Annotated in this window: 8 protein-coding genes; all 8 read right to left on the reverse strand. The window is 34.4% G+C overall.

Annotated elements, in window-relative coordinates:
* Positions 1 to 32: 32 nt before the first annotated feature.
* The 8 genes from GYY70_RS05690 to GYY70_RS05725 all read right to left on the reverse strand — a co-directional run bounded on the left by GYY70_RS05690 (position 33) and on the right by GYY70_RS05725 (position 15627).
* Positions 33 to 437 (reverse strand): DUF4279 domain-containing protein, encoded by a 405-nt coding sequence (locus tag GYY70_RS05690; protein ID WP_174831569.1) that lies wholly within the window; start codon positions 435 to 437, stop codon positions 33 to 35.
* Positions 438 to 1134: 697 nt separating this feature from the next.
* Complete coding sequence (locus tag GYY70_RS05695; RefSeq protein WP_180214718.1) at positions 1135 to 1434, reverse strand: zinc ABC transporter substrate-binding protein; 300 nt, start codon at positions 1432 to 1434, stop codon at positions 1135 to 1137.
* A 404-nt stretch (positions 1435 to 1838) separates the two neighbouring features.
* Entirely contained in the window at positions 1839 to 2309 is a 471-nt protein-coding gene (locus GYY70_RS05700; protein WP_174831570.1) for a hypothetical protein, read from the reverse strand.
* 320 nt (positions 2310 to 2629) lie between these two features.
* Positions 2630 to 2830 (reverse strand): hypothetical protein, encoded by a 201-nt coding sequence (locus GYY70_RS05705; protein WP_174831571.1) that lies wholly within the window; start codon positions 2828 to 2830, stop codon positions 2630 to 2632.
* A gap of 290 nt (positions 2831 to 3120) precedes the next feature.
* On the reverse strand, positions 3121 to 7515 hold the full coding sequence (locus GYY70_RS05710) for an RHS repeat-associated core domain-containing protein (RefSeq protein ID WP_174831572.1): 4395 nt from the start codon (positions 7513 to 7515) through the stop codon (positions 3121 to 3123).
* A gap of 45 nt (positions 7516 to 7560) precedes the next feature.
* Positions 7561 to 11364 (reverse strand): Ig-like domain-containing protein, encoded by a 3804-nt coding sequence (locus tag GYY70_RS05715; RefSeq protein WP_174831573.1) that lies wholly within the window; start codon positions 11362 to 11364, stop codon positions 7561 to 7563.
* Between the two features lie 38 nt (positions 11365 to 11402).
* Positions 11403 to 11993, reverse strand: a complete 591-nt coding sequence (locus GYY70_RS05720) for a rhodanese-like domain-containing protein (protein WP_174831574.1) — start codon at positions 11991 to 11993, stop codon at positions 11403 to 11405.
* A gap of 1279 nt (positions 11994 to 13272) precedes the next feature.
* Positions 13273 to 15627 (reverse strand): SdrD B-like domain-containing protein, encoded by a 2355-nt coding sequence (locus tag GYY70_RS05725; protein ID WP_174831575.1) that lies wholly within the window; start codon positions 15625 to 15627, stop codon positions 13273 to 13275.
* Between the last annotated feature and the right edge of the window lie 808 nt (positions 15628 to 16435).

A 16435-nucleotide genomic window follows, 5' to 3' on the forward strand; every position in this document is an offset into this window, starting at 1 on the left:
AATAGTTTATAGAAAAATATTAGTATATCTATTTACCAAAATTCGATATCTATAGTTAATTTACTTCCCAAATCAGATATGAAATCTAACGTATTTTTTCTCAAATATATCTCTGATCGCTTTTCATTCTTATATACATGACCATAAATTGTGAATACAAAATCTATATCATTCTCTTCTTTAAATGTTAATAATATATTTAATTTGTTTTCAATCCTATCAATTATCTGACGTACTTGATGATCCAGATCATTTAGTGAATTTATACTACGCCGTAAACACCAGGTGGTTTCTATAGCAGGGCTATATTTGCAATTTTTCATACTTCCCCTGATAGTATATTTTGTAGGCGAAATTCCAAGTAATTTGGTTACACTATCTGGATTAAAATCTGGTCCGCATATGATAAATTCTATAATCACTTCAGTTTGTAACATTTTATACTCTTATCAGCAATACCCATTTAGAATACCATTTTCAAATTCACTATGTTTGAATATTCATAATTTTTTTGTATCTTTATTTATCTATTTACTACTTCGACTATTTCTTCTTAACTACGAATTTATGTTCATAATCATTTTATTTAAATAATTATCTTTTGCATTTTTTGATTTCCTTTACTTTTATTTTAATTTGGTCCAAGTGCTTCAGATATTGCTTTTCAGCATTAAGCACTATTTATTTTAACATTTTTTATTCCGACCATTATCAATAAGCTTCAGCACATCGAAAGTAACTATATTTCTTTTATCTAAATTTTATTTCTTTTTTATCATATACCGGCAATAGGCTTTAGCTTATTCCTACTACATAGCTTCTATTTTTGCAATTCGAAATACTAAAATAGGTACAAGGGAGAAATTTTCCGTATGTTTAGTCATATTGGTTCATATAACTATTTTTGTTATTAGTTGAATTTTTTTATCTTATACCTGTTGACATCATAATTTTAGAAGATAGATTTATAAAATTATGAGTAATATATATCTAAAAAATATTGCTTTTCTTTGCTTTAAAAATAAAAGAAAAGTCTAGCAGAATAAATTTTTGTATATCACTCATGGTAAAAAAGTCCCTGTTTAAGAACAGAAACTGTGTATTAGCTTTATTAAATGCTTAATTTTTTAAGAATCATGGACCATTCCATTCAAGTTTTCTTTTTAATTCATCGGGAACTAATTTAAATAATTTTTTAATACATTCAATATGTATATTATAGTTTGGTGATATTCTATTATTACAATTTTCAAAATAATATTTAGCCTGATAATTTAAAAAATGCACATGAGATTCATTAAAATCTGAATTCAAAAGTTTTAATGGCAAATTATGTACCAGTTGAGCTTCTAAATAGCAGGATTTATCCAAAGCTTTTCTAAGCATACCATGAGTTTGAAGATTTCTAATATAAGGTAATGCCCAATAAAGCATCTCTATATAAATTTCTCTTTTATCTATTATTTTACCTTTTTGGGAATCGTCCAGACATACTTAGTAGGTATTCTTGCCTTGTCCAGCTACCATTTTTTAGTAGTCTATAAATATTTAAAGAATTAATGTTTTTACTGACTACCTTAGCTCATGTTTTTTTTACGATAATATTTTACTTCCTAAAAGTTTTCAGTTCCTTTAAATACTAATAATTTTTCCAGATTTTTTAAACTATTAAAATCCAGTATAAGCTGAGCTTTTAATTAAACTATATTTTAGCTAAACATTCTGGAAAAATACTCACTAATTTTATCATTATCAAATATTCTATCTTTTGTAAAATCCACCGTATCAGATACGACGATTACCGGCCATAACTCTTTCGGTAAATCTTCGATTGAAGCTTAGATTGTTGGAAGATAAGATCTATAATAATCCCCGGTTTTAATTTTTCCTGTATAATCAACTAAAAAATAATTTTCCTCACAATCAAGAAATCCATAATATACAAACACACCCTTTTTCGCAAATAGTCCCTCATCTAAAAGTACCTTCTGCTTAGATAACTTTGCTACTGACTTTTCAACATCTTTCCTCTCTTTTAAATTTGTATAATTGTTTGTATATAAATCCAATATTGTTTGTCCATGTTTGTTGTATGAATACTGACTATATTCATCCAGACCTTCATAGATATGTTCAAAAAAAGGATTTAATAATGATTTTGCATTATCATTGGATAATAGTGCTTTAGGTAAATCCCCCCAAGATTCATTCACCATTATTGCAATTTTTCCATTTTTATCCATTGCAGGCCAATCATATGTTGATAAGCCATCTGCTTTCCAGTTTATATTTAAATCTTCAATAATCATCTGAATTTATCCTTAGGAAAGGTCACTCTACAACTATTACGATTTTCATACTATTGGCTTCTTTTCTTCAGAACTATCTCATCCCTTTCTTAATCTGAAGAAATCGATTAAACGAATCTTTTCTATAGCAATATCAATCTTTAATCAATTATTTGCTGAATCACTTGTGTAAATCCTATTTACGATCATTCCTTATCGTTTTAAGGCTGTATTAATCCAATTTTATATCGTCTCTTAACAAGACATATTAAGAAAATTGATATTGTTAACTGATTTACTTTTAATTATAAAGCCCCGGTTAACCGGGGCTTTTTTAGTTATTAAGAAACTATTTCACGATCAATATCACCTGTTAAATAAAATTCAGTAAAAGCTCTCCTAACCAGACTAAAATTGTCGACAATCATTCTATTATCCCAATTATCACCAAGCATATCTACCATGATTTTGGGGCGTGTCGGATCATAAAAAGTTCTGATTTCATCATCAGTTCCTACACTAACATATGCAAACATCACCATATATTTCCGATTTTATGAGTAAAGAATTAATTGATAAGGTTCGATACCTTTCTGCTTATATTGTTCCAAATAAAGGGAACCGGTCGCAGATACAAACAAATTTAAAGTATCATTAATGTCTGCTAATGTAATGTTATCAATATGAATTCCTTTATCAGATAGAATTTTTCTTCTGATGCATCCGTATAACACTCCATTAAATTCAAATAAATTTCTCATTTTACTATTCCATTATTTTATATATTTCATACTAAATTTTCAAATATTTATTTAATATCATAAATCTATAGTTATTTTTTTGGAGGAAGCCTTCTCATTTTATGTTTTTTCCACCCAGCTTTCCATACATAATATGCCCTTTCTCCCTTTTCTGTATTTTCTGCAACTATTTTTAAAGAATTAAGCCCTGACTTTTGAGCCATCGCAAACACATCACTTAAACAATAAGTACAAAGCAATTGTCCTTTTACCGTCATCTCAGCATCGGCACCTAGAGTTAATCCTTGATCCGTAGCTCTTTGCAATGCACCTATCTCAGCATGGGCTGTACTCATATCACCATTTGGATATCTTTTACTGCTATTTCTCTTAATTTCCTTGGCATTTTTTGCATCTACTTTTTCATGTATTAAAGTTTTTTTGTTAGAATCAAACAATTTAGGATTTTTTACCTTTCTTGCTGTTTGATTCCAATCCCTAATTTTTTTACCACGTATAAATAAATTTGCTGTAACATCAGGTTTGAATCGCCATGCAGCAATCAAGGCAGCAGCTTTTTGACTTGCTTTTTGAGCAGCCGGAACCACTGGTATAATTATTTTCCCAATAATTTTACCGCCCAAATAAAATTGAACTACTTCACCTGCAACCTTTCCTGTTTTATACAGCCAAGAACAATCATCAACCGCACCCCAACCATTTTTATCTCTAATCCATTTAGTACCATCGAATGTTAGACCATCACCAAATCCTGAAGAAAAATTGCTTGAATCATCAATAAAATTGGGAAACGAATATAATCCATATGGATCTATATTCATTAATGGATTACTTTCTGCGTAGTTATATAGATTAAGACCACCTTCTATACCTAATGGATCTGATCCAATATAACGACCGATTTGCGGGTTATAATATCTATTAAGATTGTAATATAAACCACTTTCCTGATCATAATATTGTCCCGGCAACCGCAGATTCATGGTAATAATATTATTAGGATCTAGATGAGTATTACCAAAAGCATCTGCAATACCTTTCCACGTCTGCTGTCCTCTGGAGTTTACAGCAAGTTGCGGAGTTCCCAGATAATCAGTTATTAAAAAATTATAATCTGCATTTTTTAGAGTTTGTTCATTACTTAGACCAGCTTGCCACAGTGGACTGGTTCCCCATACGGTATCAGGCATCCATCCATATGCTATTTGCATTTTACCATTATGATCAAACTCAGCTATCAAACCTTCATCACTATATAAGTAATAGGTAGTTTCACCATTTACTGTTTTGCTGATTCGGCGACCAAATGGGTCATATTGGTAATGTGCTTTTTCAATTTTCCCATCCTGAATACTGATCAATTGATTTATATGATCATATTGATAATTATTATTTTTATTAGCTTTTTGCTCGTTAATTAAATTACCTGATTCATCATAGCTCAGTACAGTCTGCTGTTCACCACTGCCCCATTGAATTAGTTGGTTATTACTATTATATTGCCATTTTTCTGCCTGATTGGCACTGCCAATACGATTATCAATTACATCATAGCTATATGCCTCTGCTGATAGACCTTTTTGTCGTAATTTCTGATCCGGATTAACTTGTGTTAAACGGTCTAATATATCGTAGCGATAATCAGTAGTACCTTCCTCCGTTTTACTCTGAATAATATTGCCAGACTTATCGTACTGATAATTGCGTTGAAGCAAAATTTTGTTATCTGTATTGATAACCTGAATACTTAAAGGCTGCTGTAAAGCTGTATAAGTTATATCAGTTTTACTGCCTGGAGTAGTAATGCTTTCAGGCTCATTCCAAAGATAGCTATTCCAGATTATTTTTTCGCCATTTGGTAACGCTACTTCTTTCAAATTTCCTTGTATATATGAGTATTTAACTACACTATTATCTGGATAGGTAATGCTGGCTAGATTACCATCAATATCATAGCTATATTGTAATGTTTTACTTATTTTCCTATTATTGTTTTGATATGTAATAGTTTCTTTGATTTTACGACCAAGTTTATCCAGCACATAATTAAAGCTACTTTGTGTATCACCTTCCTGATTCACACCTGTGAGTTGACCAATGTCGTTATAACTATAAATTATGCGTTGAACAGGATCTGCCTGATTTTTTTTAAAATGGCTTTCTTCAATCAGGTCACCTGTCTGGTTATATAGATAACGTACTTCATTACCATTAGCATCTTTTTGAGCTATAAGCTGATTATCTTTATCATAACTATAGCTTGTCTGATTATTGGCAGATTCGCTTTCTTTAATCAGGTTACCATTATTATCATAACTGAACGTATAGCTATGACCAGCGGGATCAATGATACTGCTTAAATTGCCAAGTTCATCCCATTTACTACTGGTTTCCGCACCCAGTGCATCTATATATTTTACAACATTACCATATGCATCATAACGGGTCATGAATGTGCTGCCATCCGGAAAGGTAATACTGGCCGGCAATTTCTGCTCGTTATAGCTAATACTTGTGGTTAAACTTGTATTATTATCTAAAATCTGGCTAATGCTAGTAAGTGAACCAAAGGAATCATAGTTATACTTTTCATTATAGGTTGGAAACAATGCTTTAACAACCAGACCATCCAAACCGCTGCCTTTAGCACCATATTCTATTGACGTAGTATTTCCCGCAATATCTTGCTGGCTTTTAAATCTTCCTTGTTTATCGTAACTTTGTTTGAGCTCCAAGCCTGACGGTAAAATAACATTGATAAAATTTCCGACCAGATCAAAATTATAGGTATAAGTATGATTTAGTGCATTGGTAGCTTTTACCTGCCAACCCTGACTATTGTATTGATAACTGTAATTGGTGGTATTACCCATTGAATCCGTTATCTGAGTTATCCTTCCCAGAGCATCACTGGTATATTTTGTTATATGCCCTTGTGGATCAATAAATTGTTCAGGAATACCTGCTGCATTGTAGCTTAGTTGCCAAATATTATTATTCGGGGTTTTGACACTGGTTACTTGGCCTTGTACATTATATGTAAATTGATAAATATTACCATTACCATCATTGTAACTAGCGACATTTCCATATTTATCAAATGTCTGCTGCAGATTTATTTTCTGCTTCTCTCCAGTTTTTAAGCTCTTTGCTTGACCCAGCTGATCGTATTCCCACGATATTATGTGCTGCTCCGGTTTTCCTTTTGCACGAATAATCTGGGTCAGATTATTTTGATCATTATATTGAAATTCAGTTACATTACCACCGATATCGACATACTTAGTCAGCCTACCTGTACTATTGTACTGATAACTTTCTGTACTACCATCTGCTGCAGTAATCTTAATCGGGCGATCTTCGCTATCTTTTTGAACAATTGTTGCAATACCACGTTCATCAAATATTTTTACCTGATTAGTAGCAGTATCTGATTCGTAACGCTCCTTAAGTTCACCATTAACAGTTGTTGATAATTTTTCACCTTTTGAGTCATACACATTTACTGTTTTAACACCAAGCGGATCATTAACAGTAATCGTATACTGTTTATTAACACGGTTATAATCTGTATTATATACAGTCACTGCGCCAGTTTGAGCTGTGATTTTACCAACGCGTGCCAATTTTTTATTGTTACCAGATGTATCAGTGCTAACTACAATTGATTGTGAAAAACTACCACCGGCCCTTCCACTGTCCATCATATACATTGCGGATGAAGGTACGGAGAGAACATAATCAATTTTGGTTACGCCACCATCAGGCTCAGTGCGACTACTAATCTGACCATTTTTATCGTATCCATATTGCCAAACATTACCTAGAACATCTGTGACCTTAGTTAAATTATCTCCTGACCACGTATAATTAACGCTACGACCACTACGATCGGTCGCTTTAATCAAGTGTTCTTTATTGTCATAATCAAGGCTGTAAACCAACTCATTATTGTGGTCTTTTATTGCTTTACGGCGGCCATCTTTATCAAGTTCAAAGTTAACCTTAACGTTATTGGCATCACCATAATTAAGTGGTCGCCCTTTACTATCGTAATTAATCCAGTTTCCATGTTTATCAGTCCAACGCCAGCCATCTTCTGTTTTATGAATAGATACTTGGTGAAAAGTGTACAGGTCAGAAGTGCCACTACGTTTATAAATAGTACCAGCCCGGTCGATGGTTTTGACGCTGCTGTCCAGTGGATCTAGTTTAAAATGCAGCTCTGCCCACGCCGGATTCAGATACCAGCGTCCATTTTCCCAAGTTCGATTCAGCCTTACACTGCCGCCAAGTACTTTGACACTCATATCTGTAGTACTTTCAGTGTATTCGGTATTAGGTAATCTCACACTGGCATAGATCGTTTGTGACATTATCATAATTAGCATAATAATCAGACTGCTAATAATATGTAGCTTATCGACGCTCCTGATTCTATGCCGATTAATATTTTTTATTTTCATATTATGTCCTTTATTTCGAAAATTAGATTTTTTTATTTATAATGCTTAACATCCACCAGGACTCGCTCCTTTACTCGAACACGGAGCATCAGGTGTACATCCGGGTGAAATCGGCATGGCGGCCGGTGAACTAATACTGCTACCACTACCAAAACCTCCACTGTTACCACCAACTGAACCACCTGCACCCCAGCTTCCGCCAATACCATTGGCAGAGCATTTCTTACCCGTATACTGATAAAACCGTCCGCTACTGCTGCCTTTGGAAACGTCACCACTGGGACATTCACTCTGATGGATTTCTGTATAGGGGGCTTCATAAGACGTACAATCCCCTTCATTAGTAGCAGGTGCTGAGCGCAATAAATCAGGCAACGTAGCACTTCTGGATTGCAACAATGCCGGCTGCTTCGGACCAAGAGCAGTAACTTTATATGAAATAACTACTTTTTCTTTTGGTTTCAGCACACTGGGTACTTCTCCGAAAAATTCATATTTGAATCTGGAATCGGTTTTAGGCAAATTTAAAACGACATTCTCTGCCTGAACTAATCCATAATTACTTACTGTAATCTCTCCGGTTTTTTCTTCACCTATCTGCATAGCACCCAGATTAATCGACAGAGGTTCCAGCAAAATTACCGGTGCCGGTACCTGTGTATTAAAGGTGGCATTAACATTAATGTCATAGACATCTTTAATCGAAGTTTCAGTTACACCAAACTCTACATTGACTGTTTGATATTCCAGAAAAATGTGCTGATTAGTGGTACTGTCGGGATTAATTACAATCCGGCCACTGGCATCCATATGATTAGGTGCACTGGCACGGTAGCGATAAATACCTGCCGGCAATTCACTTAATGAAGCAATACCATCTTTATCAGTACTGAGTGTGTATTGTTCGGTTAGAACATTATCATTCTGTAATTTAATGGTTGCTCCTTTAACCCCCTTAATGAGCTGACCTTCTGCATCCAGTGTAGCCGTGTAAATATCAGCCACATCAAAATATGCAATACCCTGTCCGCTTTGGGTAACAGAAATGCTTACCGGAATCTTGCCGGACAGTTTTCCACCCGTGGAAACTCTGATAATAAAATTGTAGATTCCATCAGTTATGCTGTTGTCCGGTTGAGCCATGATTTGCACAGGTACTTTTTCATCAACCGCAATTGCATTAATATTTTTGTCACTGGCAATAAATACCCACTCCGGTGCCGGATTACCCTGTTCATCTACCAGCTCTACCTGAACATTTTCGGCTTTTGCTAAACCTTTATTGCCGATATGAATATTAGCCGTGGTTGTTGTATTTTGCTTCAAACCAGTCTGGATATAGGTCGGAGAAGCATACAAATCAGGCATTGGCTGACCAAGCTGATAATTAATCTGCAGTTTTCCGCGTACCAAATCTCCTGAATCCTCAGCAAATGCAACGAGATATAAGCTCCCCTTTTCTGCAGCATTATTATCGGCAGTAAATTTAATTGTTGTAGAACGGGTTTGTCCGGGCGCGATATCAACTGCTTCAGACTCTATATTAATACCTTGTGGCAATACGCCATCCGGCTGATTCTCAGCTGCAAGTACCCAGCGTAATTTTTTGGCGCCTGTACTGGCCGTAGCATTTACGGTTATCGTGGTTGGAATGGTACGCGGTGCCTTAAGCTGATAACCCTGAATATTGAATGCAATCCGGTTAATTGCAAAGCTACCCTGACTGATAACTGTTTTTTCATCAGGATGAATGAGACCAATCTGATAAGTACCGGAATCAGAATCCTGCGGAGTAAAAGTATAGGAAAAATTACCATTTTCATCTGTAGCAACAGCAATTTTTCGCTCAAAACCTTTTACATTTAAAACCAGTTTCAATGGTACATTTGCTGCAGCAGTATTATCAGCACGATATAGTGCCTGACCGGAAATTGTAACAGGCTGAGGACCATAACTGACGGCAGGGCTAATTGCTGTTATTTTACCGCTGTAAGGTATAGGCGGAGGTGCCGGCGGTTCAATCTTAACATTTACCGTACGTGTACTGGTTATGGTTTTGCCACTGGTATTGGTTATCTTTGCTGATAATTCATGACTGCCATTATCCTGCATAGTAAGCGGCCAGTGTGCCTGATAAGGACGCTCGGTCAGGGCTGCAAATTGTTTGTTATCAATAAACAGCTCTACCTTTTCAATCCCCAGTTCATCTGCTGCATCTACCTGAATATCTATAGGGGCAGAAAGAGTCTGATTTTCTCCGGGTGTTGTGATTGCTCCTGTAGGTACAGGTAAAGCGAAATCAAATATTACAGGAGCACTGGGTTCACTGCTGGCAGAACCATTTATCACAATAGCATGCAAGCGATAGCTACCTTCTTCAGATAACCGGATATCCTGATTAAAATTACCCTCTTCATCCGTTATTGCAGGCTTCCCAATCGATTGATTATTTAAATATAGTTGTACTTTACTACCTGCTTCAGCCGTACCCTGTACTTTTAATAAAGAGGTTTTAATCTTTGCCTGAGTAACCGGATTAATAAGTACAGGTGGTGCAATCATAATAGCAGTAGCTTTGGTATAACCAGAGCTGTTACCTGCCTTATCCAATGCATTCAGACGTGCATATAAAATACCTGCAGAGGGCACATTATCAATTTGCACGCTATTAGCCTGAGTATTAATATCCTTATCAATCAAAAGATTATTAAATTCAGGATTATTTGCTATCTGCAAATGTACAGAAGCAACACCACTTAAATTATCGTTGCTGCTGTAACTAATTTGAACAGTATTGCTATTAATACGGTTGAATTTATTCAGCTCAACAACTGGGTTGACTGTATCAATTGTGGTTGGAGCAGATAATGGAGACCACATTTCCCAGCTTGCACCATTATTAATACTCCCTCTTATACGGGCACGATAAGACTTGCCATCCTGTAAACCATCGGTGAAAGTAAACTGATTTACATGATTCAGCACTTCTTTATGCACAGAATTCCCGGCAGTATCCTGAATCTCAATTTCCCAGGTGTTAAATGTATCAGTATTTTTCCATAACCAGACCGGAGGCTGATTGCTATAAGTGGCAACAGGCTGTGGTGCCGGAGGGATTAAATCTGAAATATCAATGAAATCATATTCAGCATTTTCATTCTTAGTGTATGCTGTTGAATTACCATTGGGCGTAAATAAGATTGCCTGTTCTGATCGAATAATATCAGCCTTATTACAACCGATCTGGACAGTATTTGGTCGAGTACCTTGTATGCCTATAGTTGCACTGTTACCCCTGCTGCGCTCATCAGTCAAAGACTTATATTGGTATTTAATCTGATTTGAACCTTCATAAAGGATAGCCTGAAATGTACCCATAGGCTGAGGATTCTTCGTATTTTTAAAATATTGATTCGTCCATTGAACTATCAGCTGCCTGTTCGGAGCCACCCCTTGAGTTTCATATTTGATATTACCCATAGGCTCGCCGGGGACATTGGTAACTAAATCATCCCAGAATACATACAGCGTATTATTAATTTTTGGTAAACAAGCATTGATATAATTTTTCTTAGGTTTGTCAAATTGCAGCAAGCCATTAGTAGTGACATAAAATTTATTATATTTTTTGCCATAATAATTAAACTCAAAACCAATAGGCAATGCACCACTTACCATATTATCACCATTTAAATGGGTATCTGTTCCGGCATAGCCTGATGCAGATGCAATAGTGCATAATGCACAGAAAATCATTACAAATGCATTTTTCTGTTTGTTTTTAAGTTTTGAATTTTCCGTTCGGCTTAAACCGGGAAACCGGTTTTTCCAGTATTGATAAATATTCATTTTATACCCCTCATTAGTCAGAAAACTCCTTAAGTAAGTTATATGTTTAATCGGCAAGGTCTGTATAAACTCTTTCCGGTATGGTTAATTAAATTTGTTTGTTGTTGTACATAATGCTGGTAAGCAATTATTCCGCCTCGCAACCATGTAATATTGGCTGATTTACTAAGTTTAATTTGCTGTTGTAACAATTTAATATCCTGTTCATTTGCACCAACCAATACATAGTGAATAAAAGTATCTTTATTAGTAAATTTTTTTTGCATAAACTGATTTAGTTCTGAAACTGTATTTTGGGTAAATGCAAATTGTTTAACCGGCTGCTCTGGTAGTACAGACAATTGTTCGGTACTTAAGCCTATAGAAATGATTTGCCAGTGTATGGTTTTTCCTCCGGATAAAAATTCTTCCGGTGAAATTTCCAGCTGACGCAGTGACACTGATTCTTGCTGGTTATCCCAGGCATATATACCGCCAGTTAAAGCAAAAATACGTTTAAAGCCTTTTTTTCTTAAATAATTAATAGTCTGATTTATCGGAATCTGATCAAAGCCGCTGCCAACCAGAATTACGTTTTTATCCATTAAAAAGCGTGCTTCAGATATTTGGTTAAGTGGGATGGTCAGCATATTTAATCCGGAAATTTTTTCTTTTATTCCTGATCTGACATCCACCAAAATAATATTATCCGGCTGCTTTTTACTTATTTCATCCATTGTCAGCCAGAAATTTTTATCCAGCTGCTGTTTATTCCGGTTATCTGGCCATTTGATAGCCTCAGGCGATATTACGGGATCAGATATATTGCTCTGACATGCTGAAATATTTTGTGCGAATATTAGTGTTTTATAGATAACTAGTAAGCACATAAGGATAAAAAATTTACTAAATCTAAGCATAACTGATTCTTTTTATTTATTATTTAATTACCGATTACTATCTGGATAAAATATTTAAATTTTATATATTTAGACATAAACTGGTTATTAGTCTGAAAAATTGTCTTAATAATCTACTAGCTGATTCTGAGCTTATATTGCTTTATTTTCATAATGCATAAAGCCATCAATTCGATTAATTTTCCTTATCACTCTTGTAGACAAAAGACTGAAATATAAATTAAAAATATAAATCTCTATGTTTTCAACAGTATTTAAAATGCTATATATATAAAATTCTGATATTTCCATCCAAGATTTTGCATATGAATTATTTAATAAAGATCATCCAGTTTCACTTTAATATGCATTTCAATAATAATTATTTCTGCTGACATATTTCATATAATAAAAATTCGTACCCAAATTAAGTTTAATGGCATTAATTTATATATCAGTACAAAATTACATCAAAAAGGGATTATCAGCTTTTTAAATATCATCCAATATCAGTTCATATTGATTCTACTGAACTCAAAATAAAATTTTCAGCACTCCATAAGCTTTTGAAATAATTAACAGGTTTAATTTACTTATCTGATAAATACTAGAGGAAATAATTTTATACATTATTCATTTTGCATTATTTTTCAGACAAAATAATGCGACGATAAATATTTGAATAATTGTAGATTTATTTACCAGAAATCAGCAATCTACTAACAAGTGTAATGATTAATCTAAATAGCCAGATAAATATAAGAATATTTCAGAACTTTGAATTTTGCGTTCAATATTCTTTTCAGTATCAGATTAATGTATCAGTGTTGTTTTTCTAAAAAAGAAGAATTAATTTAAATTGTTGGTAAATATTATCATACCTTAATCTTCACAGGCAAATAATTTTCAATAAAAATTTCAAATAATTAGTATATTGTGTATATTTTTGTTTAAATTTGCGGATATAGAAAATCGTACTTTACTGTACGATTTTCTATTTTAATCAGAAGCCATTAACAAATTACATCATTTAATGTACAGATTTTGCCTGATTTATTACTGATACAGGAAATGTAACTGTATTATTATTTTTATCCGGATCGGTAAGCTGACTTGTTACCCGGGCAACAAAATTTCCTTTTCCATCGGAACCAGTTACTTTTACAGTTAATAACAATATAGTTGCATCATTTACTGCCAGCCTGTCTATCCGCTTATCTTTAATATGATAATTTCCCATCAAAACTTTCTGACTGGTTATTTCTATATCAGAACTCAAATCAGTTTGCAAATAAACATTACGAGCATCAGCAGGGCCATTATTACTGATAGTTAATAATAATTGTACGCTGTCTGCAGGCAGTGTTGGTACACGTTCCAGTTTTTCAACTTCAAGCTCAACATCTGCCTTTCCTGGTAAAACCGGAATACTAATTTGATTATTACTTAAATCAGGATCGTTAGTCTGACTGAGTATATGCGTAGTAAACTGGCCTGCCTTATCATCCCCAGTTATCTTAACTGTCAATAATAGTGTGGTACTTTCACCTGAAGCAAGTTTATCAATACGTTTATCCTGTGTATTATAGTTTCCTGCCACAACTTTCTGATCAGTAATTTCAAGATTCTCAGGTAAATCATGCTGAATATAAATATTGTTGGCAATCTCAGGTCCGTGATTACTAATCGTGATCAATATTTGCGCAGTATCGTCAGGTAATGAATTGTTCCATTCCACTGCTTGAGCACTGATAGAAATGTCGGCATTATCGGTTGCAGGAGGCTGGCTAATTTTTTGCTTTGCAAACAGATTATTGTCTGCATGCATATCATCTGATAGTACAATGTGCTCAATTTTGCCTGCAACAGCATTACCGCCGGCGCTACCAGCAACAGCAGGACCATCAATCATTCCTTCTACATCGACAACCCATACAGAATAATCACCGGCAGGTAATTTTTCGAAAATAAATTTACCTGCCTCATTAGTATAAGCAACCCGATCAATGCGTTTACCGGCATTATCCTTTCCGGACAGGACAACTTTGATATGATTCAATCCCGGTTCATTATTATTCAACAATCCGTTTGCATCCAAATCATTAAATACCATACCGGCTATCACTGCCTGATCCTGAACGCTACCTTTTATAAATAAATTATATTTACCAGTTGAATCATGATCAAATACATTCACATAATAAGACCATGACAGATCTTCATTACGTGATTTAGATAACCAGACATTATCATTTAGTAAGCGCTTACCATCTGAACGCTCAACATTTTTCAGTTGTCGGCTACCATGAAAAGGATCGAGTACTTTTGCATAAACAAACCCTTTAGATGCAGGGAATGTTAGCTGGTAACTGTTGCTGATTTCTTTTAAATCAGCCTTACTACTCTGGTCAGTTACATTAGTGTCCACACCATTAGACTCATACAGGCGCAAGGCATCGCCTTCACGTGCCAGAAAATCGGTAATATTATCACTGCTGGCCAAATCGACTTTTACATCATGGATCAGTGTATGTGTATTCGTAGCTTTTAACAGACTGGTAACCGCACCACCTAAAGTATCGGCATGAGTAAATGTGGCCTTGAAATCCGTAAATGTACCTGACAGACTGGCCGTCATATTCCAGAGACCGACAGCTACAGCACCGGCCTCTATATCACCAAAATCCAGTAACAAACTTTTACCTGCCTGCTGATTGCCTATATAACTGCCCAGAATGCTGAAATCTACTAGCAGATTCTTTTTATTTTCCACAATTTTGGGCTGAGCAGAATCAATCATGGTTTTATAGGAAATACCTTTACCTTCATTTTTTATGCGTACACCCAAAGCAAACGGAACCGGAGATTCTTCTTCTGGCGTGAATGGATCATCTCCGTAAACTTCACCAGGTAAAAAGTAATCCAGTGACAGTAATGGCTGGGGTTTCACTACCACATAGTCTGGAACAACATCTACTGTGGTCTCCTGACCATTAAGCTCATAAGTCAGCTTAGCACCAATGTTGTAAAGCGTATCTTTATCTTTAGCTGCTCCGTAGGCCGGTATAATCAGCCAGTGAATATCCGCATTGGATTTTTCAGCTACCTGTCCTGTTCCGTTAATATTGTCTATTCCTGACAAGGAGTTAATCCGATAGAAAAATTTAGCTTCTCCATCCTCAGTTTTTTGGGTTACCTCAACCGGCTGATTATCTTTGTCAGTAAAAACTAACTCAACCCGTATATTTTTCAGTCTGGTATCCAAACCATTTTTAATTAGCATTCGTGCATCAAATGCCTGCCGCTCAAAAGATAGCTTTTGCTCAATTACTATTTTAACTTCTGCACATTCTGCATCTTGCGCAAATACTGGTCTGGCGGGCATTATGCTGCAGAAAAAAAATGCCAGCAGAGTCAGTATATGGCAAAACCCTTTAAAGTATTTTAATAGGTTAGCCTTCATTATTTAACCTTCACGTATCATTATTTATCTTGTTGAATTTACAGATATTGTATTCAATAATTTCATATATCCATCCAATTATCTGTTTACTCTCCCTTTAATCTATTATTTAAATTCAGATTTGATTTATCTATAAATATCTCTTAATCTCCATTTTTATATCCGTATGTTCTATTGTTTAGTAAGTTATGTTTATTGTGATTTTCAGATAAATAATTACTTATAAATGCTTTATAAATAATTATTACAAATGAATTTTAAACTATAAGCGGATTGCTTAGCTATGTAATGCAATTATTGCAATTTTATTAATTATTCGTCATTTAAGAGCAACATCTAACCACACTGGCAGCAGTGTTGCATCCTGTCAGAAAAAAATTTAAATATAACAACCAAAGCTTAATAAAAGCGCGTCAGTTGTTTAAATTATGCAGATTAATGAAGTAAATACAGGTAAGATGGATGATATATGTGAGCAAAATATTATTTATTTCAAGTATCATAATAATACAAATACTTTTAATTCAAACTCAACAATGATATTAATACCTGCAGCAAACTATAAAAGCTAATTCTATTTATTTAATTCAAATTTAAAACAACCAATAAATAAATGCCACTTTCATATTAAATATACATTAAAATTAAGCAGACATCTATTTCTTTAAATATAACAGCTTTTTTAAATACTGACTTTATCTTTAATCAGTGATATCAGCAATATTTGAAA

This window comes from Snodgrassella sp. ESL0324, from assembly GCF_013344955.1.
Classification (GTDB): Bacteria; Pseudomonadota; Gammaproteobacteria; order Burkholderiales; family Neisseriaceae; genus Snodgrassella; species Snodgrassella alvi.